The organism is Streptomyces sp. H51 (genome assembly GCF_035656535.1).
Taxonomy (GTDB): Bacteria; Actinomycetota; Actinomycetes; order Streptomycetales; family Streptomycetaceae; genus Streptomyces.
Genome location: NZ_JAYMHD010000034.1, coordinates 228,273 through 252,812 on the forward strand (window position 1 = coordinate 228,273; position 24,540 = coordinate 252,812).

Genomic DNA, 24,540 nt, shown 5'->3' on the forward strand with positions numbered 1-24,540 from the left:
AGCGGGCCCTTCCGGTCTTTCCCACGGCCGTGGCGTGCGGGTCAGCGGACCGGCGCGCCCTGCGGCTGCTGCGGGGCGATGCCCAGCGCGGACGTGTACTTGGCGAGAGCCAGCTTGCCGATCGCCGGGTACGGGCCGAGCGCCTCGGCCGCGGAGCAGCCCACCTCCTTGGCCGCCTCCTCGATCAGGCCCGCGTCGATCTCCGGCCCGATCAGGTAGGGCGCGAGCGCCAGCTGCTGCGAGCCCGAGGACCGCAGCTGCTCGGCGACACCGGCGATCGAGCCGTCCTGGTCCAGGGCAGCCGCCATGACCGGCACGGCCAGGCGCGCGGCGAGCAGCATGCCGGTGATCCCGGCCGCCTGCACGGCCTCGTCGCCGCCCACGGACGCCAGGATGATGCCGTCCGCCGCGGTCGCCACGGTGAACAGGCGGGCGCGGTCGGCGCGTGCCAGGCCGGCCTCGGACAGGCGCACGTGCAGTCCTTCGGCCAGCAGCGGGTGCGGGCCCAGCACGTCGGTCAGGTCGGCCGCGACACGGCTGTCCATCACCGCCTGGCGGATCCGGCGCAGCAGCGCGCTGTCCGGTCCGGCGAGCAGCGGCACGACGACGGCGACCGGGCCGTCGGGCTCCTTGACGTCCTCACCGGCGGCCTTGGCCTGCTCGTAACGGGCCGTGCGCTCCTCGCCGGCGTGCGCGAGCACCGCCTTGAGCGTCGGGAAGTCCGCGTCGTCCCCGTCCAGGTAGCCGATCCTGGCGTCCAGGCCGGGCAGTTCGGAGCGGGCGATGCTCACGACCTCCTCGGCGAGGCCGCGGGTGGCGGTGCCGGGCGCGCCCGGCACCGCGAGGACGAGCGCGGGCGCGCCCTCGGGAGCCGCCACGGGTTCGGGGCGACGGTGCCGCCCGGGCTGGCGGGGGCGCGGCATTCGTACTGGCAGGCCGGCGGGCCCAGTGGGGGAGCTCATGGCGCCGCATGTTACTGGTTTCCTGGGCTCCTCTGTTCGGGGAGGGTGCAGGTGAGCGGTATCCGTCCGGTTTTGTCTGATGACTTACGTGCGGATCGCCACCGATCACCGTACGTACCGGGCGGATTGCGTACCACAGGGATCAGTCTCCCTTTGCGGTCACTACGGACAACAGTGCCTCGTCGCCCGGCAGGGGGAGCGCGCCGGCCGCCAGGTCCGTCGCCATCCGTACGCAACCGCTCAGCGGATCGCCCGCGGCGGGCACCTGGCGTGCGTGCGGCAGCAGTGTCGACAACTCCTCCCGCAGCGGCGCGAGCAGAGCGTCTCCGATGTTGAACAGGCCTCCGGTCAGGGCGACTCGGGGTTCGCCGTCGACCGGACAGACGGCTGCGGCCGAGTCCGCCATGTGCCGGGCCGCCGTGCGCAGCACATCCGCGGCGACCGGGTCGTCGTCCGCGCAGGCAGCCACCTGGGGTGCGAAGGAGGCCAGGACGGCGGGGCGGTCGGGGCGCGGATAGAGCTTGCCCGGCAGTTCCGGCACGGGGCCGAACGACTCCTCGGCGCGGGCCAGCAGCCGGGCGGACCCGCCGGGCCGGCCGTCGTACGCGCGCAGCGCCGCCTCCAGTCCGGCCCGCCCGATCCAGGCGCCGCTGCCGCAGTCGCCCAGCAGATGCCCCCAGCCGTCCGCGCGCCGCCAGCGCGTCAGGTCCGTGCCGACGGCGATCAGCCCCGTGCCGGCGGCGACCACGGCGCCGGGCCGGGGTCCGAGGGCGCCGACGTACGCGGTGACGGCGTCGGCGGCCAGTGCGAGCGTCCGCACGCCGAACTCCCGTCCCAGCGCGGCGGGCAGCTCCGCGCGCAGCCCGGCGCCCAGGGTGGCGAACCCGGCGGCGCCGACCACTGCCGTGGCCGGGGCGGCGATACCGGCCTCGGCGGTCAAGTCACGCACCATGGGTACCAGTTGTTCCATCAGGTGCCCCGGTTCGATGCCCCGGGCGCCGGTCCGCACCGGCTCGCGCGACTCCCGACGTCCGAGCTCCCCGCGGTCCACGGTCCCCACGACGACCCGCAGTCCCGAACCCCCGGAGTCGACGGCGAGGAAGCCGGCCGGACCGCGACCGCTCACGGCAGGCGCCAGTCCACCGGCTGTCCGCCCTGTCTGATCAGCAGATCGTTCGCCCGGCTGAAGGGCCGGGAGCCGAAGAAGCCGCGGTCGGCCGACATGGGGGAGGGGTGGGCGGACTCCACCGACGGGAGACTTCCGAGCAGTGGACGCAGGTTGCGGGCGTCGCGGCCCCACAGGATGGACACCAGCGGCTTGCCGCGCGCCGCCAGGGCGCGTATCGCCTGCTCGGTGACCTCCTCCCAGCCCTTGCCGCGGTGCGCGCCCGGCTTGCGCGGGGCGGTGGTGAGCGCCCTGTTGAGCAACAGCACACCCTGCCGCGTCCAGGGCGTCAGATCACCGTTGGAGGGTTGGGGCACTCCCAGGTCGGTGGTCAGCTCGCGGTAGATGTTGAGGAGACTGCCGGGCAGCGGACGCACCTCCGGCGCCACGGAGAACGACAGTCCCACCGCGTGTCCCGGTGTCGGATAGGGGTCCTGTCCGACGATCAGGACCCGGACCTCGTCGAACGGCTGCTGGAAAGCCCGCAGGACGTTCGGCCCGGCCGGGAGATAGGTGCGTCCGGCGGCGATCTCCGCGCGCAGGAAGTCGCCCATCTCGGCGATCCGTCCGGCGACGGGTTCGAGGGCGTTCGCCCAGCCCGGTTCGACGATTTCGTGCAACGGTCGTGGTGCCACGGGCGTCACCCTACTGCCGTACGGGCAGCGGCGATCAATCCTCGGCCGGGAACGCGTGCTCCCCCCGTGCGGCTCATCCCACCACCGCGGCCCGTACGCACAGCACGTCCGGCAGGTGGGACGCCAACTCCCGCCAGCTGTCGCCGTCGTCGGCCGACGCGAACACCTCGCCGTTGCGGTTGCCGAAATACACGCCCGCGGGGTCCGCGTCGTCGGTGCACATCGCGTCGCGCAGCACGGTGCCGTAGTGGTCCTCCTGCGGCAGGCCGGCCGACAGGGGCTCCCAGCTCCTGCCCGCGTCCGCGGTGCGGAAGACCCGGCACCGGCGGCCGGCGGGCACCCGGTCGGAGTCCGCGTTGATCGGGAACACGTACGCCGTGTCGCCTCGGCTCGGGTGGGCGGCGACCGTGAAACCGAAGGTGGACGGCAGACCCTCGCCGATGTCCGTCCACCGCCCGCCCGCGTCGTCACTGCGGTACACACCCCAGTGGTTCTGCAGATACAGGCGGTCCGGGGTCCTCGCGTCCCGCGCGACCTTGTGCACGCACTGGCCGAACTCCGGGTTCGGATCCGGCAGGAACACCGCCGACACACCGGAGTTGGACGGTGACCAGCTCGCGCCGCCGTCGCTGGTGCGGAACACGCCCGCCGCCGAGACGGCGACCGTCACCGACCGCGGGTCGCGCGGGTCGGTGAGCACGGTGTGCAGGCCCTCACCGCCCCCGCCGGGCACCCACCGCGACCGCGTGGGGTGCTCCCACAGCGGACGGACCAGTTCGAAGCTCTCCCCGCGGTCGTCCGAGCGGTACAGGGCGGCCGGTTCGGTGCCCGCGTACACCACGTCCGGCTCCGCGGCGGCCGGATGCAACTGCCAGACCCGCTCCAGCGAGGCGCCGGTGTCCTCGGGGAACTTCACGGCCGGCCGGGAGGGCTCGGTCCAGGTGCGGCCGAGGTCGTCGGAGCGGAAGACCGACGGACCCCAGTGCGAGCTGTCGCCGCCGACCAGCAGCCGCGGACGGTCGCCGCGCGTGTCGATGGCCACCGAGTACACGGCCTGCGCGTTGAAGTACGGGCTGTCGTCGAACGCCCAGGCGCCTCCCCGCCTGCGCGCGATGAACAGGCCTTTTCGTGTGCCCACAGCGAGCAATACCTCGGTCATGCCGATCACCTCCGGGACATCTTCGTCTCCATCGCGATCAGTCTGCACCCCGCCACTGACAGTCACCCCGCCGAACGGCGTCACCGCAGGTGGGGGCGGTGATTCCGGCGCGAGGCGACCGGCGGCGGGGGTTTCGGCGACGGCGCTCGCGCGGCGGCGGGCGGCGGGCGTGTGCGGCCCGCGAGCCGGGGGACTCGGCCTGAGCATCCGGGGAACCGCGCCCGTATGGGAAGGCGGTCGGGGGGAGGGTCGTGCGCTCATGAGGAGGGTGCCTTCGATGGCGTTGCGTGGTCCGAAGGTGTGGCTGTGGCGCTGGCGGCGCAACCCGCTCAGGCGCCGCGCCGACGTGGTGGAGGCCTGGGCGGTGCTCGGCACCTGGGCGCTCACCGTCCTGGCGGGGGTGCTCGCCGGTCTGACGGCGACCGGGTCCGTCGAGGACGGGCTGGCCCGGGAACGCGCGGAGTGGCGTCCGGTCGTGGCGCGGCTGGCGGAGAAGGCGCCCGGAGCGGCGCCCGCGCACCCCGGCGCGGCGAACCCCGAGCAGGTGTGGGGGAAGGCGCGCTGGACGGCTCCGGACGGCTCGGTGCACACCGGCCGGGTGCGGGTGCGGCCCGGCAGTGCGGCCGGCGGCACCGTCGGCGTGTGGACCGACGCGCAGGGCCGCCTGGTGGCCGAGCCCGCCACCGTCTCGCAGGCCAGGCTGCGGGCCTCGCTGATCGGCACCCTCGTGGGGGTGAGCGCCGCCATGGCGCCCCTGGCCTGCGGCCGCGTCCTGCGGGGCCGCCTGGAACGCCGCCGACTGGACCGGTGGGACGCCGAGTGGGCGCGCTTCGGACCCCTGTGGGGACGCAAGACCAGCTGACCGCGGCCCGCCGACCGCGCGCGGTGCGGGCCGGGTCGGCGGTGCTCTTCGGGCCGGGGCGACGGTGCTCTTCGGGCCGGGGCGGCGGCGCTCTTAAGGGTGGGTAGGCGGCGTAGCCCCGGCCCGAGCGGCACGGTGCGTCAGAAGGCCTGGGGCAGCGAGCGTTCCAGGATCGCGTCCAGGGCGGCCCCGTCGGGCAGCGTGCCGAAGGCGTGTCCCCAGTCGCCGCCCAGCCGGGTCGCGCAGAAGGCGTCGGCGACGGCGGGCGGCGCGTGCCGGACCAGGAGGGCGGCCTGCAGCGTCAGGGCCATGAGTTCCACCAGCCGGCGCGCGCCGGCCTCGGAGCCCGTGGCCAGCAGACCCTCGAGCCGGGTGACGGCGGCGTCCAGCCGGGCGTCCGCTCCCCGGGCCAGGGCCAGTTCGTCGAACAGGGCCTGGGCGGTGGCCGGTTCGCGCCGGAGCGCCCGCAGCACGTCGAGGGCGTTGACGTTGCCCGAGCCCTCCCAGATCGACAGCAGGGGGGCCTCGCGGTAGTGGCGGGGCATGCCCGACTCCTCCACGTAACCGTTGCCGCCCAGGCACTCCAGGGCCTCCGCCGTGAAGGCCGGTCCCCGCTTGGTGACCCAGTACTTGCCGACGGCCGTGGCGATCCTGCGGAACGCCGTCTCGGCCGCGTCCCCGCGCACCGCGCGGTCGGCCGCGCCGGCCAGCCGCAGCGCGAGCGTGGTGGCCGCCTCCGACTCCAGCGCCAGGTCGGCCAGCACGTTGCGCATCAGCGGCTGGTCGATCAGCCGCGCCCCGAAGGCGCTGCGGTGGCGCGTGTGGTGGCCGGCCTCGACCAGGGTCTTGCGCATCAGCGCGGCCGACATCATCACGCAGTCCAGGCGGGTGCAGTTGACCATCTCGATGATGGTCCTGACGCCGCGGCCCTCGGGCCCGACCAGCCAGGCGACGGTCCCGTCGAACTCGGGCTCGGAGGAGGCGTTGGACCGGTTGCCCAGCTTGTCCTTCAACCGCTGGATGCGGAAGGTGTTGCGGCTTCCGTCGGGCAGGACGCGCGGCACCAGGAAGCAGGACAGCCCCTGCGGGGCCTGCGCCAGCACCAGGAAGACGTCGCACATCGGCGCCGAGGTGAACCACTTGTGGCCGCGCAGCGTGTACACGCCCTCCTCGGCGGTCGGCGTCGCCGTGGTGGTGTTCGTACGGACGTCGGAGCCGCCCTGCTTCTCCGTCATCCCCATGCCCGCGAGCAGGCCCCGCTTCTCGGTCGGCACCTTCAGGCCGGGCTCGTACTCGCGGCCGGTCAGCAGGGGTTCGTAGACCTTCGCCAGGTCCGGCTGGGCGCGCAGCGCGGGCACGGCCGCGTACGTCATCGACGTCGGACAGCCGTGCCCGGCGTCGGTGTGCCCCCACACCAGGCCCCCGGCGGTGCGGGCGACATGGGCCCCGGGCCGGTCCTCGGCCCACGGCGTGCCCGCCAGGCCCTCGGCCACCGCGGCCCGCATCAGGTGGTGCCAGCTCGGATGGAAGTCGACCTCGTCGACGCGGTGGCCGTACCGGTCGTGCGTGCGCAGCACCGGCTCGTGGACGTTGGCCAGTTCGGCCCACTCCTGCACCTCGGCGCTGCCCGCCCGCAGCCCCAGCCGCCTGATGCCCTCCTCGGCCCAGCCCGCCCCCTCCCGGCGCAGCCCCTCCAGCAGGGCGGCGTCCTCGGCGGCGTCGTACGGGGTCAGGGGCGGCGGCTGGTTGGTGACGTCGTGGGTGGCGTACGGCGGCTGCGGCTGCGGTGGCGCGGGCATCGGGACCATGTCGCCATGTTGCATCTTTTCTGCGACTGTCGCAATAACGCAACAACACCCGGCGCGTACAGTACGTGCCCATGCGGATGAACGCGCCGGTGCCGCCCGGCGAGGTGGAACTGCGGCCGCTGTCCGCGCGCTCGGTCGTGCTCAGCCTGCTGCTGGGTGCGCATCCCCCTCAGCTCGCGGTCAAGGACCTCGTCCGCGCGGTGGAGCCCTTCGGGATCGGCGGCTCCACGCTCCGGGCCGCGCTCAGCCGGATGACGGCCGCAGGCGACCTGCGCCGCACCGATGGCGTCTACCGGCTCAGCGACCGCCTGCTGGAGCGCCGACGGCGCCAGGACGAGGCGGTGCGGCCGCGCACGCGCGCGTGGGACGGCGACTGGGAGACGGTGGTCGTCACCGCCACGGGCCGCGGCGCCGCCGAACGAGCCGACCTGCGCGCCCGCCTGGCCGAGCTGCGCCTGGCCGAGCTGCGGGAGGGCGTGTGGCTGCGCCCCGCCAACCTGAGCCGGCCCGTGCCGGACGACCTGGAGCCGGTGGCCCAGCGCTTCACCGCCCGCCCCGAAGGGGCCGCGGCCGCGCTCGCGGCCCGGCTGTGGCCGCTCGACGCCTGGGCGGCCACCGCCCGCGCTCTGCTCGCGCACCTGGCCGTGGCGCACGGCCCGGCCGACCGCTTCACCGCCTTCGCGGCGGTGGTGCGCCATCTGCTCGCCGACCCCGTCCTGCCCGCCGGACTCCTGCCCGCGGACTGGCCGGGCGCGGCCCTGCGCGCCGCCTACGCGGAGTACCGGCGCGAGATCGCCGGAACCCTGGGACGGTGAGGCCTCCGCGGGACGGCGGCCGCGCGGGGCGATGACAGGACGGCCGTACGAAGCGCCGTGCGGAGGCGCTTCGTACGGCCGGGATCACCGTGGCGGCGGGTGGGGCTGCTTGTAGCTGATGTCCGAGGGCGAGTACGTGCAGTACGTGCCGTCGGGGCCGCTGCCGTTGGTGGTCGCCTCCGCGCCCGTGCTGTTGCCGATGTACTTCTGGCAGGGCACGATCTTCTTGCTGCTGTCCCCGACGATCGTGATGTTCCTCAGCGTCACGCTGTCGCCGTAGTTGGTGTCGATCCCGACGAGGGCGCTGCTTTTTGCGTGGGGCGTGGGAGCGCTCCTCCGATCCCGGGCGGCCCGGCGCCGCGAGCGCTCCCGCAGCCGCCGTCCGGACGGGCGGCCGGCGACCGCGGCTTCACGGTCGCCAAGGGAATTCCGACCAGCGCGGATGGGGTCGCGCATCGCGGGAACTCGGCTGACCCACGATCCGGATCAGCTCGGGAGGCGACGACGTCATGGCAGGGGAGAAGTCGACGAGTGACCTGCCGGAGCCACTGCGCACCACCGTCTCGGCACTGCGCAGGGTGCCCGGCGTCGGGCTGCTGGAAAGGGCGGCTCAAGGAACGCTCGACAAGGTCGAGGCGATCACCCCCCGGGGCCGACGGCTGGCGGTGTACACCGGAGCCGGAGTCCTCGGCGTCGCGGGCGTGGTGGAGTGGCCCGTCGCGATCACCGGAGCGGCCGTGGCCTGGCTGACCCAGCCGCGCCCCCAGGAGGAGCACGGCCCTGAGGAGGGGGCGGCCCGGACGCCCGAACCGTCCACGACTTCTGAGGCGACGGGGGTGGCCGAGGTCCCGGAGACCCCCGAGGCAGAAGAGACCGCAGAGACTCCCGAGGCAGAAGAGACCCGCGAGGCAGAAGAGGCCGGCGAGCCGCAGAAGCCCCCCGAGGCCGCGGAGACCCCCCGAGGCTCCGAGCCGTCCGTGGCGGAGAGTGCCGCCGTGGCGCCCGCGCCGACCCCCGCGGTGCTGGCGGCCCATGCCTCCGCCCACCCCGAGGCGGCCCCGATGGCGTCCACGCCGTCCGACAAGTTGCCCACGCTGCCCGCCGAGACATCGGCTCCCAAGCCGTCCCAGACGCCGGCCGCGAAGACCCGCGCCAAGCGGGCGGGCGGGACCAAGACCAAGGCCAAGACCAAGGCCAAGACGGCCGCCGCCGAGACCGCCCCGACCGCGCGGCGCGGCCGCGGCAGGGACTGAGGTCCGCCATGGCGCTCGGACTGCTGAGGGTGCCCTCGGCCGCGGCCGGCCTGGCGCTGGCGGGCTCCCGGCTGCTGGCGCGGGGCACCGCGCCGGCCGCCGGGGCGGTGGCCGCGGCAGCGGCCGGGACGGCCAGGGCGGGCGTGCGCGGCGCGGACGCGACCGTCCGGGTCACGCGGGTGGCCCGCAACGCCCTGCCGGGCGGCCATCGCCACTGGCGCTCCGGGCGGCGTGCCCACCTCGCGCTGCGGCCCGCCGATCCGGACGTCGTGCGGCGTGCGGGCGGGACGGCGCAGGTGGCGCGGCGGGTGGCGAAGGCGCTGGCCGAACGGCCGGACGTCGTCTACGCCTACTGGGACGGCGGACTGGCCCGCCTGGTGGTGGCCACCGGCGAGGACGCCGTGACCGACCGGGTCCTCGAACGGGCCACCGACCTCGCGCGGCAGCACGGCCTGGGCGCGGACGACGAGGCGGTGGAGGAGTTCCCGCACCCGGGCGACCCGGCCGGAGTGCGCACCGCCGCGGCCGCCCTGCTGGCCGACACCGCCGGCATGGGAGCCGGGCTGGCCGGATACGCCCTGCGCCTGCCTGCCTCGCCCCGCCTGGTGACGGCACTGGTGACGCTGCTGCGCGAGAACCCGCGCTTCCGCCGCCTGCTGCGGGAACACTACGGCCGTTCCCGCATGGACCTGATGCTGGCCTCCGTGAACGCCGTCGTCCACGGAGCGGGCCAGACACCCACCGCCCTGGCGCTGGACGGCGCCCTGCGCGCCTGCCAGCTGGGCGAGACCATGGCGCGGGCCGCCGCGTTCGACGCGTTGCACGACCGGCTGTGCGCCCCCGACCGCCCCGGTGTGCCGGCCGGCGCCTGTCCGCGCCCGCCGCTGCGCGGCTCCCCGGCCCAGGAGTACGCCACCCACGCGGGCACCGGCAGCCTGCTGGGCGCCGCGGCGACGCTGCTGGTCAAGCACGACGTGACGGAATCCGCCGAGGCGGTGCTCGCGGGCTCGCCCAAGGCCGCGCGCTACGGCCCCTCCGCCTTCAACGCCGTCCTGGGCGGCATGCTCGCCCGCGCGGGCATCCTCGTACGGGACACCGAACGCCTGGGGCAGCTGGAGACGACCGAGTCGGTGCTGTTGCACCCCAGCGCGCTGCGCCGTCCGGGCGCGGGCGCCGACCCGTGGGTCGAGACGGTCCTCGACGCGGCCCGCACCGCCGGACTGCGCGTCGTGGTGGTGGACGACCCGGCGCTGGCCGACTTCACCACCCTCGCGGACCACCTGATCCCCGCCGACCGTCCGCTGCACGAGGCGGTGGACGCCCTGCGCCGGCGCGGCGGCGTGCTGACCGTCGCCCGGCCGGAGCGGGCGGAAGCCGCCGACGTGCTGTCCGGGCTGCTGGCCGGCGACGTGGCCGTCGCGCTCGCGGACGGGGACGCCCCCGTGGTGTGGGGCGCCGACGTGGTCGCCCCCGGCGGCCTGCCGGACGTGTGGCGGCTGCTGACCGCGGTGCCGGCCGCCCGCGCCGTCGGCCACAGGTCGCAGACCCTGGCCAAGTCCGGCGCGGCCCTGTCCGGGCTGCTGGTGGCCATCGGCGAGGCCCGCCGCGGTCGCCGCGGCCGCGCCATCCCCGGGCTGCGGCACATCCCCGTCGACGCGAGCGCCGGCGTGGCCCTGCTCGGCGGCGCCCGAGCCGCCCTCGGCGTGGCGGTGGCCCGCGCCCCGCATCCCCGGCCCCGGGTGGCGTGGCACGCCCTGGCCCCGGGGGACGTGGAGAGCAGGCTGGCGGACACCCGCGAGGAACCGCCGGGCACCTTCGAGAACGCGGCCTCCCGGGTGCGCCGCGCGGCCCGCGCCGCGGGCCGCGTCCCCGTGCTGGCGCCGGCGCGCTGGACGTTCCAGCTCGCCCGCGCGGTACGCAGCGAACTCCACGACCCGCTCACCCCCGTCCTCGCCGTCGGCTCCGCGGCCGAGGCGATCCTCGGCTCCGCCGCGGACGCCCTGCTGGTCGTCGGCGCGCTCGACCTGAACGCCCTGGTCGGTGGCGTCCAGCGGCTGCGCGCCGAGCGCGCGCTGGCCGGACTGCTCGCGGAACACAAACAGAAGGCCCGCATCGCCCCGGAGGACGAGGAAAGGGCGGCGCGCACCGTGGACGCCGCCAAGCTCCACCCCGGGGACGTCATCGCGCTGCAGGCGGACGACGTCGTGCCCGCCGACGCGCGGCTGCTGTGGGCGGACGCCCTGGAGGTCGACGAGTCGGCCCTCACCGGCGAGTCCCTGCCCGTCGACAAGCAGACCGAGCCGACCCCGCGCGCCGCGGTGGCCGACCGGCGGTGCATGGTCTTCGAGGGCACCACCGTCGTCGCCGGTCACGCCCGGGCCGTCGTGGTGGAGACCGGCGAGCGCACCGAGGCGGCCCGCGCCGTCCACCTCGCCGCCCGCACCCCGCCGGCGGCCGGGGTCCAGGCGCGCCTGCAGGAGATCACCCGCAAGGCACTGCCGCTGACCCTGGCCGGCGGCGCCGCGGTGACCGGGCTGTCGCTGCTGCGGGGCACGCCCATCCGCCGGGCCGTGAGCGGCGGTGTCGCGGTCGCCGTGGCCGCCGTCCCCGAGGGGCTGCCGCTGGTGGCGACCGTGGCGCAGCTGGCCGCCGCCCGCAGGCTCAGCCGGCGCGGCGTCCTGGTGCGGGCCCCGCGCACGCTGGAGGCGCTGGGCCGGATGGACACCGTCTGCTTCGACAAGACGGGCACCCTCACCGAGAACCAACTGCGCCTGGTCCGGGTGGCCGACGCCGACGGCACCGTCCGCTCCCCGCGGGAGGCGGCCGACAACACGGTGCTGCGGACCGCGGCACGCGCCTGCCCCCGCCTCGACGGCGGCTCCGGCCGGCCCGTGCACGCCACCGACGAGGCGGTCATGGAGGCGGCCGGCGAGGACCCGGAGTGGACGCAGACCGAGGGCCTGGCGTTCGAGGCCGGCCGGGGCTACGCCGCAGCGGTGGGGCACGCCGCGGACGACGCGCGCCGGCTGGTCGTCAAGGGCGCCCCGGAGACGGTCCTGCCGCTGTGCGCGGACCTGGCCGCCACGGCGTCCGACACCGCCCACGCGCTGGCCGGCGACGGGCTGCGCGTGCTGGCGGTCGCCGAACGCGTCCTCGACGACGCCGAGAAGGACGCGGACGTGCTCGGACAGCCGCTGGAGCGGCTACGGTTCACCGGGCTGGTGGCGCTGGCCGACGTGCCGCGGGCCACGGCCACCGAACTCGTGCGCGGGCTGCGCGAGGCGGACGTGCGGCCGGTGATGCTGACCGGCGACCATCCGCAGACCGCGCGGGCCATCGCCGTGCACCTGGGATGGCCGGAGGACACCGAGGTGGTCACCGGCGACGAACTGGCCGCCGCCGACCGGTCCGAGCGGGCCCGGATGCTGCGCGACACCGGCGTCGTGGCCCGGGTGGCGCCCGAGCAGAAGCTCCAGGTGGTGGAGGCCCTGCGGGACGGCGGCCGGGTGGTCGGGATGGTCGGTGACGGAGCGAACGACGCGGCCGCCATCCGCACCGCCGACATCGGCGTCGGCCTCAACACCCGTGGCTCCGCCGCCGCCCGCAACGCCGCCGACATCGTGCTGACCGAGGACGATCTCACGGTGCTCGTCGAGGCCGTCCGTGAGGGGCGCGCCCTGTGGTACAGCGTCGCCGACGCGATCGCGATCCTGATCGGCGGCAACGCCGGCGAGGTCGGGTTCGGCATCCTCGGCACCGTCCTCGGCGGTTCCGCCCCGCTGTCCACCCGGCAGATGCTGCTGGTGAACCTGTTCACGGACCTGTTCCCGGCGATGGCCGTGGCGGTCACCCCGCGCGAGGACCACGAGGACCCCGAGCATCCGCTCGGCACCTCCATGCTCGGCACCCCGCTGATGGAACAGATCCGGCACCGCGCCCTGACGACGGGTCTCGGGGCCACGGCCGCCTGGCTGTTCGGCCGCTTCACGCCGGGCACCGCGCGGCGTTCCACGACGATGGCGCTGTGCGCGCTGGTGGGCACCCAGCTCGCCCAGACCCTCGCCGACCGCCGCGACAGCCCGCTGGTGCGCGCCACCTCCCTCGGCTCGGCCGCCGCCCTGGTGGCGCTGGTGCAGGTCCCGGGAGCGAGCCACCTGTTCGGCTGCACGCCCCTCGGCCCGCTCGCCTGGGCCGGTGTGCTGTTGGCGATCGCGCTCGCCGTCACCGGTCAGCGCGCCCTGCCGCGACTGGAGGAGACGGTCCTGCGGCTGGCCCGGCGCACCGCCGCCACGACGCCCGCCGCCGGGTGACATCGGTGCCGGCCGCCGGCCGTCCGCACGTCCGACGGCCGGCCTCCGGCTGCGGTCCTACGGTTCGAGCAGGGTCAGGCCGTCCGCGGCGTCTCCGCCCCGACGACCTGCTCCGGCGACGTCCGGACCGGTTCCTCGCCGCCGCCGACCGGCAGGCCGACGGAGTCGGGGAGCGCCCCACCGGCGTTCGCAGGGAGGTGGTTGAAGAGCAGGTTCAGGACGATCGCGGTGAGGCAGCCGGCGCTGATCCCGCTGTTCATGACCGTCTGGAACCAGTCCGGGAACTTCGCGTAGGCGGTCGGCACCCCGACCGGCAGGATGCCCATGGCCACCGACACGGCCACCACCGTCAGGTTGTCGTTGCCCTTGAAGTCCACCTGGGACAGCGTCCGCAGGCCGCTCGCCGCGACCGTCCCGAACATCACCAGGCCCGCGCCGCCGAGCACCGGTGCGGGGATCGCCGCCACCACCGCGCCGAGCTTGGGCAGCAGGCCGAGCAGGACCAGGATGCCGCCCGCGGTGGCGACGACCCAGCGGCTGCGCACCCGGGTCATGCCGACCAGGCCCACGTTCTGTGCGTACGCCGTGTACGGGAAGGTGTTGAAGACGCCGCCGAGGACCGTGGACAGGCCGTCGGCGCGCAGCCCGTCGGACAGCGAACGCGGCCGCACCTTGCGCCCGGTCAGCTCGCCGACCGCGATGAGGTCCCCGGTCGTCTCGGTCATCGTCACCAGCGCCACCACCAGCATGGAGACGATCGCCGACGCCTCGAACGCGGGCGTGCCGAAGTGGAACGGCGTGCTGACGCCGACCCAGTCGGCGTCCGCGACCGCGCCGAAGTCCGTGAACTCGAGGGGCACGGCCACCACCAGACCCACCACGATGCCGGTCAGCACCGCGATCCGGCTCAGGAACACCGGCGCGAACCGCTGCACGCCCAGCACCACCAGCAGCACGAAGAGGGCCAGGGCGAGGTTCTTCGGCTCCCCGAAGTCCTTCGAGCCGACTCCGCCCGCGGCCCAGTTGCCCGCGACCGGCAGCAGTGAGATGCCGATGATCAGGATGACGGTGCCGGTGACCAGCGGCGGGAAGAAGCGCAGCAGCCTGCCGAAGACCGGCGCCAGCAGCATGATCGCCAGCCCCGCGACGATCACGGAGCCGTAGATCGCGGGCAGTCCGCCGCCCGTCGTGCCGATGAGCACCATCGGCGACACCGCCGCGAACGTGCACCCCTGCATGATCGGCAGCCGCACGCCGAACCGCCGGAACCCCACGCACTGGATGAGCGTGGCGATACCGCACACCAGCAGGTCGGCGGTGATCAGATACGCCAGGTCCGCGGGCGACAGCCTCATCGCGCTGCCGACGATCAGCGGAACCGCGACGGCGCCCGCGTACATCGCGAGCACGTGCTGCAGGCCGAAGGCGGCCAACTGCCGGGCGGGTGGGACTTCGTCGACGGGGTCGGCGGGACGGCGGGGAGCGGTCGTCGTCATGGGCACTCCAGAGCGGCGGCGGGGAGGGATCCGGACAGCACGAGACCGTATGCGGCTTGAACAGTTTGTTGATTTCCGGTCTGTTGCCGACCTGTGTCCCGCCCGCGGACCGCTCCCGGACCGCCTGTCGGGCCGCCTGCCGGATGGCCCCGGACCGCTCCCGGAGACCGGCGTCGGGCCGCCTGTCGGACCGCTCCCGGGCCGCCTCCGACCCGCCGGTGCTCCGCCGGCAGGGTGCCGTGCGCGGTGCGGCAGCGCGTGTTCGTTCGTCCGTTAAGTGATCATGCGGTTACTTTGCGTATGTGCTGAACGCATCATTTCTTGATCTCTCCGCTCGCCGCCCCACGGACGGCACGGTGTCCGTGCGGCCCGCCTGGAGGGTCCGGGAGAGCCAGGGACCGGTGACGACGGCCTGGTTCGACGTCCGGCTGGCGTTCGACGACGGCGCCCGGGTCGACGCCCTCGCCGTGGTCCGGGACGGAGGCGTGTGCATCGAGGACGTGAAGGCGCAGCCCGCGCTGTCCCTGGACGACCTCGCGGTGCTGGCCGACTGGCTGGAGGAGCCGCTGGCCGAGGCGTGCGGCGCGGACGGCGAGCCGCTCTGCGCCCCGGGTGAGTCCTCCGGGGCGCACCGGGCCCGCCCGGCGCCGCGCGGGATCGAGGAGCGTTGGCTGGTCGCCCGGGAGTACCGGGCGGCCCAGGAACGCGGCGCCGATCCGGTCCTGGCGGTGATGTGCGCGACCGGCCACAGCCGCCGCACCTCGCTCCGGTTGATCGGCCGGGCCCGCGACGCGGGCCTGCTGACGCCGCGCCACATGCGACGCTGAACCGCCCCGCCCCGCCCCTCCTGCGGCGCCGCGCGCGTCCGGCGCGACGCGTCCGGCCGGTCCCGCCGGTCCGCCCGGCGATCACGGCGTCGGCCGTCCCACCGCACCCGCGGGCCGGACCGGCCGGCCGAGTCCCAGGTCCGGGGCGCGGCCGGGTTACTCCCGCGGAGCCGGCTCGCCGTCGGACTGCCCGCCGGCCGGCCGCTCGTCGGCGGACTGCTCACCGTCCGGCCGCTCGCCGGTGGCGAAGTACCGGGACAGGTCCGTCTCGCACGGCGCGCCGCCGGGCGCCGCCCCGGCATCCGGCGGGAAGCCCATCTGCCAGTCGAGCCGGTAGCGCTTGAACAGCTCGGCGCGCAGGGTCGCCGACGGCATCGGCACGTTCGGCAGCACCATCGTGTAGACGGCGCCCATGAGCAGCGAGCGCAGCATCGGATAGTCCGCGTCGACGTCGCGCGATCCGTGCCGGGCCGCCGTGTCCCGCAGCAGCTCTGCCAGGCGTTGCTGCTCCGGGCACTGCACGAAGCCCTCCGCCTGCAACAGCCCCGCCATGTGCTGACGCATCAGCACCGGCCGGTCCCGGGCCAGGCCCAGGATCGCGTCGATGGCCCGCGCCATCCGCTCGCGGCCGTCCTCGGTGCGCGGCTCGCGCTCCAGCCCCTCCTCCAGCGTCCGGTGCATCAGCCGGTGCACGGCGGACTGCACCAACTGGCGCTTCCCCGGGAAGTAGTACGACACCAGGCCGCGCGCCGAGCCCGCCCGGTCCGCGATGTCGGCGAGCGTCGTGGCCTCGTAGCCACGCTCTCCGACCAGCTCGACGGCCGCCTGCAGGAGCCGCTCCCGGGAACGTCTCCGCAACTCTTCATTGACCGAGGCGCTGCGCGGGGACATGCTGTAACTCCTGCGTTGACTGGCTGCCAGCCAACTATACTCAGCTGGTCCGCAGCGGCCCCGAGAGGGCTGTTCAGGGCTGCCGTCCGTCTGGGGCGACGCGGGGGATCGTCTCAGACGGGCGGCTGTTTCGTCGGCAGCGGTCGGCCGGCCCCGAGGGCCCCGAGGGCCGCGCGGGCGCGAGGCACCGCCCGGAGCGCGGGCGGCCCCGGAGTCAGCCCACGAGGTCCAGCACCGGACGCAGTCCGTCCGGCCGCTGCCCGGCGGGCAGATGGTCCACGAAGTGCACCCGGCACCCCAGCGCCGCCGCTCCGCCGTCCGCCCGCCGGTCGTCGCCGACCATCAGCGTCGCGGCCGGCTCGGCGCCCAGTGCCTCGCAGGCGGTCGCGAACAGCCGGGGGTCGGGCTTCTGGACGCCGTGCTCGTACGACAGGACGTAGACGTCCACGTACCGGTCGAGGCCGTGCTCGCGGAAGACCGGGCGCAGGTCCCAGCCGATGTTGCTGACCACGCCCACGGCGATCCCGCGCTCGCGCAGCGTGCGCAGCACCTCGGGGGCGTCGGGGTAGCAGGTCCACGCCTGCGGCGTCATGTGCCGGTCGTAGAGGGCGTCGTAGAGCCCCGGCTCGGGGAGCGGGACCTGCCGGGCGAGTGCGGTGTAGGCGGCGCGGTGTTCCCCGGCGCTGCGGTCGCGCACCGTCCACAGTGCGGCCGCCTCCGCGGGCACCCGCACCGGCGCCGGCCCGCCCGGCAGCGCCCCCGCCGCCTCCAGGGCCCGCGCCGTCCGCGTCAGCTCCGCCTCCGCCGGCGCGATCCCGGCCTCGTCCAGGACCGCGCGCAGCCAGGACTCGGCGGACTCGATGCGGAACAGGGTGCCGGAGAAGTCGAACAGCACGGCGGTCATGAGCGGATCCTACGGCGCGCCGGGCCCGCCGCCGGGCCTCACGGCCGCCACCGCTGGTGAGCCGCCACCGCCAGCGCCACGAGCATCGCGCCCAGCAGCCAGCCGCCCAGCACGTCCGACGGCCAGTGCACACCCAGCCACACCCGGGTCAGGCCCACCCCGGCCACCGAGACCACGGCGACGGTCACCGCCGTACGCCACAGGGCGCGGCCCACGCCGTAGCGGTGGAGCAGCCACAACAGGAGGCCGCAGACGACGGTGGCGGTCAGGGCGTGGCCCGAGGGGAAGGCCGCGTAGTGGGCGGAGTCGACGGGGTCCCGCCACACCGGCCGCGGGCGGTCCACCGCGGCCTTGAGGGACTGCTGCAGCACGGTGCCCACCGCGCACACGGCCACCAGCCAGCCCGCCGTCCACCACGCCGAGCGCCGCCACACCAGCCACACCACGACGGCCGCGCACAGCAGGCGCATCGTCGTCGGGTCCCAGACCCAGTCCGTCAGGACGCGGCAGACGTGGGTCAGGCCGGGATCGGCGACCGCCCAGCGGTGGGTGGTGCGGGAGACGTCCCCGTCGAACCCGGTCAGCGGACGCCAGCGGGCCGCGACCAGGATCAGCAACAGCGCCGAGCACAGCGCGAGGACGGTCGCGGCGCGCAGGGCGGTACGCGGGGCCGCGGGACGGGGCGGGGAGTCGACGGACTGGGTGTGCATGGGCTGATCCTCGTCGACGTCCGGGGCGGGAGGCGAATGCCGCCCTGGGATTCCGGCTACCCCGCGGCCCGCGATGCAGGCCCGGACGCCCACGCGCCGGCGCCGCGGGCGGCACCGCGCCGCTCTGCCCCGAACGGCCCCGAACGGCCCCGAACGGCCCCGAACGGTGTCGGCGACGGCCGCGAAGGGCGGACCGTCACGGCCGGCCGGCACCGGATCACAGGGCGATCAGCATCGCCACCATCGCGATCCCCATCGACAGCCGGCACGCCCGCGACAGCTCCGGCCGGTCACCCCACCCCGCCGCGGCGCCGCCCGTGCCGGCGGGTACCAGCCGGACCCCGGAGAACAGGACGTAGCCCGTGAAGTACAGCAGCAGGGTGCCGGTCACGAGCGGTACCCCCGACGCGGCGCCGTGTTCCGCGTGGTGCCCGGGGGAGCCGGCCATCACGACCGCCATGTAGACCATGGCCGAGGTGCCGACCAGGTGGTGCAGATGGTGCGCGCCGGTCCGCGCCGCCCACAGGGCGCGCAGCGCGGCCGCGCCGAACACGCCCGCGTAGACCGGCCACGTCCACGCCGGCGGGCTGAACGCGGCCGCCGGCACGGCCATCGCCGCCATGCCGAAGCCCATCAGCGCCTCGCCGCCCGCGGCCCGGCGCTGTTCCTCGACGGCGCTGCGCATCCGCAACAGGCAGTAGGCGCCGGTCGCCGTACACAGCGCGACCAGCAGCCAGCCGTACGAAGCCGCTCCGTGCATCCGCGCCTCCCCGCTCGACGGTGTCGGTGTCGGTGTCGGACAGTGCGTCGATGCCCTCGCGACGCGGCGCGTACGCGAGCGCAAGGGTGTATACGGGGAGCGTCGGACGGAGCACGACAGGTCACAGCCCATGCTTTACAGGTAAAACACCTGCTAATCTCGTGTGTGTGATCAGTGCGCCTCCTGCCTCCGCGACCCCGCGCGTCCGCCGCCTCCCGCTCGCCGGCGTGCTGCGCGTGGGCCGGCCCTCGGACATCTGGTTCAAGCCCGCCCTGAGCGTGATCGCCTCCGTCGCGCCGCCCAACCTGCTCCTGCTGGCGCTGGGCCGGCTCGACCTGGCGGTGTACACGATGGCCGGATCCCTGTGCGCGCTCTACGGCCACAACCGCCCGTACGCCGCTCGGGCCCGGGCCCTGGCCTGGGTGGTCCTCGGCATGGTCGGCGGCCTCGCCGTCGCCCTGGTCACCGCCTCCGTCACGACCGGCGCCGTCGTCCCCGTGGCCGTCGGCGCGCTGCTGGCCGCGGCGCAGAAGGCGCTGTGCGACGCGACCCGCGTCGGCCCGCCCGGCAACGTGATCCTCACCTTCATCGCCTCCGCCGCCCTCTTCGCCCCGCAGACCCTCGGCCAGGTCCCCGCCCATCTCGCCCTGGCCCTCGCGGCGGGCGCCTGGGCGTGGACCGTCGGCATGGCGCCCGCCCTGGTGCGTCCGCACGGCCCGGAGCGCCGGGCCACCGCCCACGCCCTGAACGCCGCCGCCTCCTACGCCGAGAACCACCGCGCGGACCCGCACGGCCGGGCCCGCGCCGCCGCGGCCGCCGCGGTCCAGGGCGCCCGGCACACCCTCCTCGCCCTCGGCACCCGCTCCACCGGCACCCGGCACGCCCTCGAACGGCTCGTCGTCCGCGCCGAGGTCGCCCTCGCCGCACCCGCCGACACCGACCCGCGGAAGCTGCGCGACTGGGCCCGCGGCCTGCGCGGCACCGGCCGCATCCCGCAGCCCGGCGCGCCGCAGGCCGACGCCGACGAACTCCTCGGTACCGACGCCGAGCTGTCCGCACCGCACCGCGCCTGGTGGCACCGCCTCGGTCCGCTCGCCCCGATCGCCGTGCGCACCGCCCTGGGCTGCGCCCTCGCCGGCTACGCCTCCCTCGCCCTGGGCGTCGGCCGACCGTACTGGGCCCTGGTCACCGCCGCCTCGCTCTACCAGGCCAACCTCGCCCTCACCTTCAGCCGGGCCGTCCAGCGCGTCGTCGGCAACCTGGCCGGCGTCCTGCTGTTCGCCGCCGTCGTCCCGCTCGCCCACCTCGGGCAGGCGGCCCTGGTGCTGTGCTGCCTGGCCTTCAACTTCGGCGCCGAGGCGCTGATCGGCCGCAACTACTGGCTCGGCACCGTCTGTGTGACGCCGATGGCGCTGCTCATCACCGAGTTCGCGGGCTTCCAGCAGCCGGGGCGGTTGATCACCGAGCGGGTGGTGGACACCGTCGTCGGCGCGCTGGTCGGGCTCCTCGCCGGAGTGGCCGTCACCAACCGGCGTGCGGCCGACCGTGTCGAGCGGGCCCTGACCGCCGTCGAACGCTCCCGCGAGCGCACCGCCAGCCTCCTGGCGGAACCGGCGCCCGCCCCCGCGGCCCTGGAGGCGGCCCGCCGCGGCCTCGCCGCCGCGCTGAGCGACCTGCGCGCCACGGTCGACGCCGCGTCCGGCGAATGGTGGCAGCGCGCGCTGCCCCAGGAGAGGGTGATGCGCGCCGAACAGGCCGGACACCGTACGCTCGCCGCGACGGTACGACGCCAGGGACTGCACCTGGACGGGGACACGGCAACGAGCGCGGAGGACATTCGGCCATGACGGGGACCGCAGCGGGCGCACGGAACACGACCGGGGGCGACACCGTCTCGGCGGTGGTCCGGCAGTGGCGGGCCGTCCATCCCGAGCTCGACACCGGGCCGATGGAGATCATCGGCCGCATCAACCGCTGTTCCGCCCTCCTGCAGCAGGCCGAGGACGCCCCACTGCGCCGGGCCGGGCTCAGCCGGGCCGAGTTCGACCTGCTGGGCGCGCTGCGCCGCACCGGCCACGAACTGACCCCCAGCGAGCTGGCCCGCGAGACCTTCTCCTCCGGCGCCGCCGTCACCAAGCGCCTCAAGCAGCTGACCGAGCGCGAGCTGGTCGAGCGCCGCGGCGACACCCGCGACCGCCGCGTCGCCCACGTGCGCCTCACGGACGCCGGCCGCGACCTGGTCGACGGCATCCTCCCCGAACAGCTCGCCTACGAGACCGCCGTGCTGTCCGTGCTCGACCCGCGGGGCCGGGGCGAACTCGCCGGCCTCCTCGGCGAACTCCTCGGCCGTCTGGAGGGCCGCCTCGACGCCCTGCGCGCCTGAGCCGCCCCCGCCCTCACCCCCGCCCCCCTTCGCCGGGCGGCCCCGCTCGTCGCCCCGTCCGGAGGCTCGGCTCAGATGCCCGGCCGGTAGCGGATCGGGTGGTCGGCCGGCACCTCCACCAGGACGATGCGCGTTCCGTCCGGGTCCGCGATCCACATCTCGATCAGCCCCCACGGCTCCTTCACCGGACGCCGCACGATCTGCACGTCCTTGCCGCGCAGCTCCGTGTGCGCCGCGCCCATGTCCTCGACCTGGAGCCAGAGCCGCGGGGGCGGGGACGGCGGGGCCTCGGAGCGGCCCGAGACCTCCAGGAAGCCGCCGCCGAGGAAGTAGACGGTGCCACGGTCCGGGCCGGTGCCGAACTCGCGGTAGACGGCCAGGCCGAGCTGGTCGCCGTAGAAGGCGCGGGAGCGCTCGGGGTCGGTGGGACGCAGGAGGATCCGGCTGCTCAGTACGTGCACCATGCACCGGGAGCCTAGCGGCAGGGTTACCCTCATTCCTGCCCAGCCGTGCCCGAGAGTGGAGAAAGCACCCATGGAGACCGCTGAGACCGCTGAGACCGCCGCCGGACTGACCTTCCGTGATGCCACCGACGCTGATGTGGACACGCTCGTCGCGCTGATCGAGTCGGCGTACCGCGGGGACGCCAGCCGGGTCGGGTGGACCACCGAGGCGGACATCCTCCAGGGGCAGCGGACCGACCCCGAGGGTGTGCTCGAGGTCATCGAGTCGCCCGACAGCAGGCTGCTGACGGTGGAACGGGACGGCCGCGTCGTCGCCTGCTGCCAGCTCGAGCACCGCGGCGACCACGCCTACTTCGGGATGTTCGCGGTCAGCCCGCGAATGCAGGGCACCGGCCTCGGCAAGGTGATCATCGCGGAGGCGGAGCGCGCGGTCCGCGAGACCTGGGGCGTGCGGGAGATGCACATGACCGTCATCTCCGTACGCGAGGACCTGATCGCCTGGTACGAGCGGCGCGGCTACCGCCGTACGGGAAAGACGTCCCCCTTCCCGTACGGCGACGAGCGGTTCGGCATCCCGCTCCGCGACGACCTGGAGTTCGAGCTGCTGGTCAAGGAACTCGGCTGACTCCCAGGCCGTGAAGCCGGCCCCGCGGCAGTGAAGGCGGCCCTGCGGCCGTGAAGCCGGCCCCGCGGCAGTGAAGGCGGCCTCGCGGCCGTGAAACCGGCTCTCAGGCCGTGAAACCGGCTCTCAGGCCGTGAAGCGGCCGGTGCGTTTGATCTCCGGGAAGTCGGTGGTCACGCCGTCCAGCCCCAGGGCCCGTGCGAGCCGCAGGTGGTCCTGGGTGTTCACCACCCAGCCGATGATCCGCAGATCCGCCTTGCGGGCCGCCTCCACGATCTCCAGCGTCAGCCGGCGGATGTTGAGGCAGACGGTCGAGGCGCCGGCCTCGACGGCGCGCTCCACGATGTCGGTGTGGTACCGGCTGCCGATGAGAGCCGTCCGCACACCGGGCACCAGCCGGGCGATCTCGGCGACCGCCTCGTCGTGGAACGAGGACACCTCCACCCGTGGGACCAGGTCCCGGTCGAGCATGACCTGCGCCAGCGCCCGTGCCGCCCGTACGTCCTTGATCTCGGCCTGCAACGGCGCCGTCACCGCGTCCAGGACCTCCTCCAGGACCGGGACGCGCTCCCCGCGCCCCGCGTCCAGGAGGCGCAGTTCGGCGAGGGTCTTCCCGGCGATCGGGCCGCTGGCGTCGGTCGTGCGGTCCACGTCGGTGTCGTGCATGACGACGAGCGCGCCGTCCTTGCTCAGATGGAGGTCGAGTTCGATGACGTCGAGGCCGGCCTGCTCGGCGGCCACGAAGGACCGGAGGGTGTTCTCGGGCTCGACGCCCATCACTCCGCGGTGACCGATGGTGAGGAAGTTCAACGTTCGACTCGCTTCCCGTCGACGGCGGCTCGGCGCCCGCCCGGACCGGAGCGGGCGGCCGCGCGGGCAGATCCGCAGCCTAACCGCCCCGCCCCGCGTTGAACCCCGGTCGGCGAGCGGATCGGCGTCTCGTCCCGGCCGAGGGGTTCGGATACCCGGAATCGTCGCGTTCACCGTGACTGACAGGAAAAAGTTCGGTGACGACGGGGGGTGGGCAGGATAATTTGCTGAGGCTCCCCTTGCTGAGGGAAACCTCATGTGTATACGGTCTTCGTACGCGAGGTTCTCCCGTGGAGGATGAGACATGACGGAAATTCTTGTGCAGGCGGCTGTGGAGGAGCAGGTTCCTCCCACGACCAGGGTGGTCGAGCACCCGGCGTGGCCTGTGCTCAAGGATGCCGTGGAGCTGATCCGCCCATGGCAGTCCAAGGACGGGTCGATCGACTTCGATGCCGACGGCGCCCCCGGCCGCGCGGACGCCGAGGCCGCCGTACGGCGTGTCGCCGCGGCGGTGGAGGAGCTCTCCGCGCTGCTCCCGCACGACCGCGCCTACCACGAGGCGCTGGTCAAGGACCTGGAGCGGTGGATCGTCGACGGCTTCCAGGTGCCCGACTTCCTCGACTCGCTGCTGGCCTTCCAGCCCGCCGCCAACCGCGTCGACGGCCTGCAGCACCTGGTCGTCTTCCCGATGTACACGCAGAACGGCAACCCCGACCGCAACCTCGAGGCGGTCGTGCTGCGCATGGTGTGGCCGGACTGGCTGGCCGAGCTGGAGCGCACCCGCTACGACAACCCGCTGTTCTGCGGCATCACGTTCGAGGACTTCACCTCCGGCTACGACACCAACTCCGCCGTGCTCTTCCCGGAGACCATAGCCGTGCGTGAGGCGCCGGAGCGCTTCACCTGGGGCGCGATCTTCTGCGACCGCGAGGCCGCCCGCTTCCGCCGCGTCACCGCGGCCGCCGTCGACATCCTCGGTCTCGAGCTGCCTGAGGACATCGCCGCGATGGTCCACGACCAGAAGCGCAGCGAGGAGGCGTTCGTGCTGTGGGACATGATCCACGACCGCACCCACAGCCATGGCGACCTGCCCTTCGACCCGTTCATGATCAAGCAGCGCCAGCCGTTCTGGATGTACGGACTGGAGGAGCTGCGCTGCGACCTCACCTCCTTCAAGGAGGCCGTCGAGCTCCAGGCCGAGGGCGTCCCGCAGGCCCGTGACGTGCAGTACGCGGTGCTGTTCGACCGCATGTTCCGCTTCCCGGTCACCGGCGAGCGCGTCCGCAACTACGACGGCCTCGGCGGCCAGTTGCTCTTCGCCTACCTGCACCGGCACGACGTCGTCCGCTGGACCGACAACAGGCTGTCGATCGACTGGGAGCGCGCTCCGCAGGTCACCAACCAGCTGTGCGCCGAGATCGAGAAGCTGTACCGCGACGGCATCGACCGTCCCAAGCTCGTGCACTGGTTCGCCGGGTACGAGCTGGTCTCCACCTACCTCGCCCCGCACCCCGCCTCGCGCTGGGCCAAGGGCCCGGAGGCCTTGGACCTGAACCAGCCGCCGCGGAAACTCGTCGACGACGTGCTTCCGGACGAGTTTCCGCTGAGCATGTTCTATGAGGCCCTCTCCAAGAAGCTGAAGAATGTGATCTCCTCGACGAAGGGCATCACGGCGGAGAGTGCCGAACGGATCGCCGCGTGAGC

21 protein-coding genes and 1 pseudogene are annotated in these 24,540 nt (G+C 74.7%); 9 read left to right on the top strand and 13 right to left on the bottom strand.

Translation table 11 applies throughout. The features are described 5' to 3' along the window. Positions 1-41 precede the first annotated feature (41 nt). The 4 genes from VKA29_RS10395 to VKA29_RS10410 form a co-directional block, all read right to left on the bottom strand. Complete coding sequence (locus VKA29_RS10395) at positions 42-962, bottom strand: hypothetical protein (RefSeq protein ID WP_324785034.1); 921 nt, start codon at positions 960-962, stop codon at positions 42-44. Between the two features lie 142 nt (positions 963-1,104). Then, on the bottom strand, positions 1,105-2,088 hold the full coding sequence (locus VKA29_RS10400; protein WP_324785035.1) for an N-acetylglucosamine kinase: 984 nt from the start codon (positions 2,086-2,088) through the stop codon (positions 1,105-1,107). Continuing rightward, a complete protein-coding gene (locus VKA29_RS10405) occupies positions 2,085-2,762 on the bottom strand; it encodes a uracil-DNA glycosylase (RefSeq protein WP_324785036.1) in 678 nt (225 codons plus the stop codon). The genes VKA29_RS10400 and VKA29_RS10405 overlap by 4 nt, the downstream gene beginning before the upstream one ends. Positions 2,763-2,835: 73 nt before the next feature. Then, positions 2,836-3,921, bottom strand: a complete 1,086-nt coding sequence (locus VKA29_RS10410; RefSeq protein WP_324785038.1) for an exo-alpha-sialidase — start codon at positions 3,919-3,921, stop codon at positions 2,836-2,838. Positions 3,922-4,198: 277 nt separating this feature from the next. On the opposite strand from VKA29_RS10410, the gene VKA29_RS10415 reads away from it, so the two are divergent. Further along, a complete protein-coding gene (locus tag VKA29_RS10415; RefSeq protein ID WP_324785039.1) occupies positions 4,199-4,783 on the top strand; it encodes a hypothetical protein in 585 nt (194 codons plus the stop codon). A gap of 140 nt (positions 4,784-4,923) precedes the next feature. On the opposite strand, the gene VKA29_RS10420 is transcribed toward VKA29_RS10415, so the two are convergent. After that, complete coding sequence (locus VKA29_RS10420) at positions 4,924-6,591, bottom strand: acyl-CoA dehydrogenase family protein (protein ID WP_324785040.1); 1,668 nt, start codon at positions 6,589-6,591, stop codon at positions 4,924-4,926. Positions 6,592-6,662: 71 nt separating this feature from the next. On the opposite strand from VKA29_RS10420, the gene VKA29_RS10425 reads away from it, so the two are divergent. Then, complete coding sequence (locus VKA29_RS10425; RefSeq protein ID WP_324785041.1) at positions 6,663-7,406, top strand: PaaX family transcriptional regulator C-terminal domain-containing protein; 744 nt, start codon at positions 6,663-6,665, stop codon at positions 7,404-7,406. 84 nt (positions 7,407-7,490) lie between these two features. Here the strand turns inward: VKA29_RS10425 and VKA29_RS10430 are convergent. Beyond that, positions 7,491-7,718, bottom strand: a pseudogene (locus tag VKA29_RS10430) (pectate lyase); the annotation flags it as partial. Positions 7,719-7,915: 197 nt separating this feature from the next. Here VKA29_RS10430 and VKA29_RS10435 point away from each other — a divergent pair. Beyond that, positions 7,916-8,659, top strand: a complete 744-nt coding sequence (locus VKA29_RS10435) for a hypothetical protein (RefSeq protein ID WP_324785042.1) — start codon at positions 7,916-7,918, stop codon at positions 8,657-8,659. 8 nt (positions 8,660-8,667) lie between these two features. Beyond that, a complete protein-coding gene (locus VKA29_RS10440; protein ID WP_324785043.1) occupies positions 8,668-12,969 on the top strand; it encodes a cation-translocating P-type ATPase in 4,302 nt (1,433 codons plus the stop codon). A 74-nt stretch (positions 12,970-13,043) separates the two neighbouring features. On the opposite strand, the gene VKA29_RS10445 is transcribed toward VKA29_RS10440, so the two are convergent. Beyond that, positions 13,044-14,465, bottom strand: a complete 1,422-nt coding sequence (locus tag VKA29_RS10445; protein ID WP_324785044.1) for a nucleobase:cation symporter-2 family protein — start codon at positions 14,463-14,465, stop codon at positions 13,044-13,046. A gap of 356 nt (positions 14,466-14,821) precedes the next feature. Here VKA29_RS10445 and VKA29_RS10450 point away from each other — a divergent pair, with 356 nt between their 5' ends. Continuing rightward, positions 14,822-15,292, top strand: coding sequence for a DUF6214 family protein (locus VKA29_RS10450; protein WP_324785073.1), 471 nt, complete (start codon positions 14,822-14,824; stop codon positions 15,290-15,292). A gap of 156 nt (positions 15,293-15,448) precedes the next feature. Here the strand turns inward: VKA29_RS10450 and VKA29_RS10455 are convergent, their stop codons facing one another. From VKA29_RS10455 to VKA29_RS10470, 4 genes are all read right to left on the bottom strand, one after another. Further along, positions 15,449-16,183, bottom strand: coding sequence for a helix-turn-helix domain-containing protein (locus VKA29_RS10455; RefSeq protein WP_324785045.1), 735 nt, complete (start codon positions 16,181-16,183; stop codon positions 15,449-15,451). A 214-nt stretch (positions 16,184-16,397) separates the two neighbouring features. Continuing rightward, positions 16,398-17,087, bottom strand: a complete 690-nt coding sequence (locus VKA29_RS10460) for an HAD-IA family hydrolase (RefSeq protein WP_324785046.1) — start codon at positions 17,085-17,087, stop codon at positions 16,398-16,400. A gap of 38 nt (positions 17,088-17,125) precedes the next feature. Continuing rightward, the gene (locus VKA29_RS10465; protein WP_324785047.1) at positions 17,126-17,797 is read right to left on the bottom strand and encodes a phosphatase PAP2 family protein; all 672 of its coding nucleotides are present in this window, start codon (positions 17,795-17,797) and stop codon (positions 17,126-17,128) included. A 217-nt stretch (positions 17,798-18,014) separates the two neighbouring features. Then, positions 18,015-18,557 (bottom strand): DUF5134 domain-containing protein, encoded by a 543-nt coding sequence (locus VKA29_RS10470; protein WP_324785048.1) that lies wholly within the window; start codon positions 18,555-18,557, stop codon positions 18,015-18,017. 167 nt (positions 18,558-18,724) lie between these two features. Here VKA29_RS10470 and VKA29_RS10475 point away from each other — a divergent pair, with 167 nt between their 5' ends. Further along, positions 18,725-20,404 carry an FUSC family protein gene (locus VKA29_RS10475; protein WP_324785049.1) on the top strand — a complete coding sequence of 560 codons (1,680 nt, stop codon included), beginning with the start codon at positions 18,725-18,727 and terminating at the stop codon, positions 20,402-20,404. Further along, complete coding sequence (locus VKA29_RS10480) at positions 20,401-20,940, top strand: MarR family winged helix-turn-helix transcriptional regulator (protein ID WP_324785050.1); 540 nt, start codon at positions 20,401-20,403, stop codon at positions 20,938-20,940. Before VKA29_RS10475 ends, VKA29_RS10480 begins: the two co-directional genes overlap by 4 nt. A gap of 71 nt (positions 20,941-21,011) precedes the next feature. Here VKA29_RS10480 and VKA29_RS10485 read toward each other — a convergent pair whose 3' ends face one another. Continuing rightward, positions 21,012-21,404 (bottom strand): VOC family protein, encoded by a 393-nt coding sequence (locus VKA29_RS10485; RefSeq protein ID WP_324785052.1) that lies wholly within the window; start codon positions 21,402-21,404, stop codon positions 21,012-21,014. 70 nt (positions 21,405-21,474) lie between these two features. Between VKA29_RS10485 and VKA29_RS10490 the strand changes: the two genes are divergently transcribed. Further along, positions 21,475-22,029: a GNAT family N-acetyltransferase gene (locus VKA29_RS10490; RefSeq protein WP_324785054.1), complete on the top strand. Its 555-nt coding sequence runs from the start codon at positions 21,475-21,477 to the stop codon at positions 22,027-22,029. 123 nt (positions 22,030-22,152) lie between these two features. Here the strand turns inward: VKA29_RS10490 and VKA29_RS10495 are convergent, their stop codons facing one another. Then, on the bottom strand, positions 22,153-22,836 hold the full coding sequence (locus VKA29_RS10495; protein ID WP_324785056.1) for a glycerophosphodiester phosphodiesterase: 684 nt from the start codon (positions 22,834-22,836) through the stop codon (positions 22,153-22,155). A gap of 304 nt (positions 22,837-23,140) precedes the next feature. On the opposite strand from VKA29_RS10495, the gene VKA29_RS10500 reads away from it, so the two are divergent. Then, on the top strand, positions 23,141-24,538 hold the full coding sequence (locus VKA29_RS10500; RefSeq protein ID WP_324785057.1) for a DUF6421 family protein: 1,398 nt from the start codon (positions 23,141-23,143) through the stop codon (positions 24,536-24,538). The last annotated feature ends 2 nt before the right edge of the window (positions 24,539-24,540 follow it).

What these genes read in the sequence shown, in the direction of transcription:
- VKA29_RS10395 (WP_324785034.1), bottom strand. Translation starts at nt 962, where the DNA reads ATGAGCTCCCCCACTGGGCCCGCCGGCCTGCCAGTACGAATGCCGCGC.
- VKA29_RS10410 (WP_324785038.1), bottom strand. Translation starts at nt 3,921, where the DNA reads ATGACCGAGGTATTGCTCGCTGTGGGCACACGAAAAGGCCTGTTCATC.
- VKA29_RS10415 (WP_324785039.1), top strand. Translation starts at nt 4,199, where the DNA reads ATGGCGTTGCGTGGTCCGAAGGTGTGGCTGTGGCGCTGGCGGCGCAAC.
- VKA29_RS10420 (WP_324785040.1), bottom strand. Translation starts at nt 6,591, where the DNA reads ATGGTCCCGATGCCCGCGCCACCGCAGCCGCAGCCGCCGTACGCCACC.
- VKA29_RS10425 (WP_324785041.1), top strand. Translation starts at nt 6,663, where the DNA reads ATGCGGATGAACGCGCCGGTGCCGCCCGGCGAGGTGGAACTGCGGCCG.
- VKA29_RS10435 (WP_324785042.1), top strand. Translation starts at nt 7,916, where the DNA reads ATGGCAGGGGAGAAGTCGACGAGTGACCTGCCGGAGCCACTGCGCACC.
- VKA29_RS10440 (WP_324785043.1), top strand. Translation starts at nt 8,668, where the DNA reads ATGGCGCTCGGACTGCTGAGGGTGCCCTCGGCCGCGGCCGGCCTGGCG.
- VKA29_RS10445 (WP_324785044.1), bottom strand. Translation starts at nt 14,465, where the DNA reads ATGACGACGACCGCTCCCCGCCGTCCCGCCGACCCCGTCGACGAAGTC.
- VKA29_RS10455 (WP_324785045.1), bottom strand. Translation starts at nt 16,183, where the DNA reads ATGTCCCCGCGCAGCGCCTCGGTCAATGAAGAGTTGCGGAGACGTTCC.
- VKA29_RS10460 (WP_324785046.1), bottom strand. Translation starts at nt 17,087, where the DNA reads ATGACCGCCGTGCTGTTCGACTTCTCCGGCACCCTGTTCCGCATCGAG.
- VKA29_RS10465 (WP_324785047.1), bottom strand. Translation starts at nt 17,797, where the DNA reads ATGCACACCCAGTCCGTCGACTCCCCGCCCCGTCCCGCGGCCCCGCGT.
- VKA29_RS10470 (WP_324785048.1), bottom strand. Translation starts at nt 18,557, where the DNA reads ATGCACGGAGCGGCTTCGTACGGCTGGCTGCTGGTCGCGCTGTGTACG.
- VKA29_RS10480 (WP_324785050.1), top strand. Translation starts at nt 20,401, where the DNA reads ATGACGGGGACCGCAGCGGGCGCACGGAACACGACCGGGGGCGACACC.
- VKA29_RS10485 (WP_324785052.1), bottom strand. Translation starts at nt 21,404, where the DNA reads ATGGTGCACGTACTGAGCAGCCGGATCCTCCTGCGTCCCACCGACCCC.
- VKA29_RS10490 (WP_324785054.1), top strand. Translation starts at nt 21,475, where the DNA reads ATGGAGACCGCTGAGACCGCTGAGACCGCCGCCGGACTGACCTTCCGT.
- VKA29_RS10500 (WP_324785057.1), top strand. Translation starts at nt 23,141, where the DNA reads ATGACGGAAATTCTTGTGCAGGCGGCTGTGGAGGAGCAGGTTCCTCCC.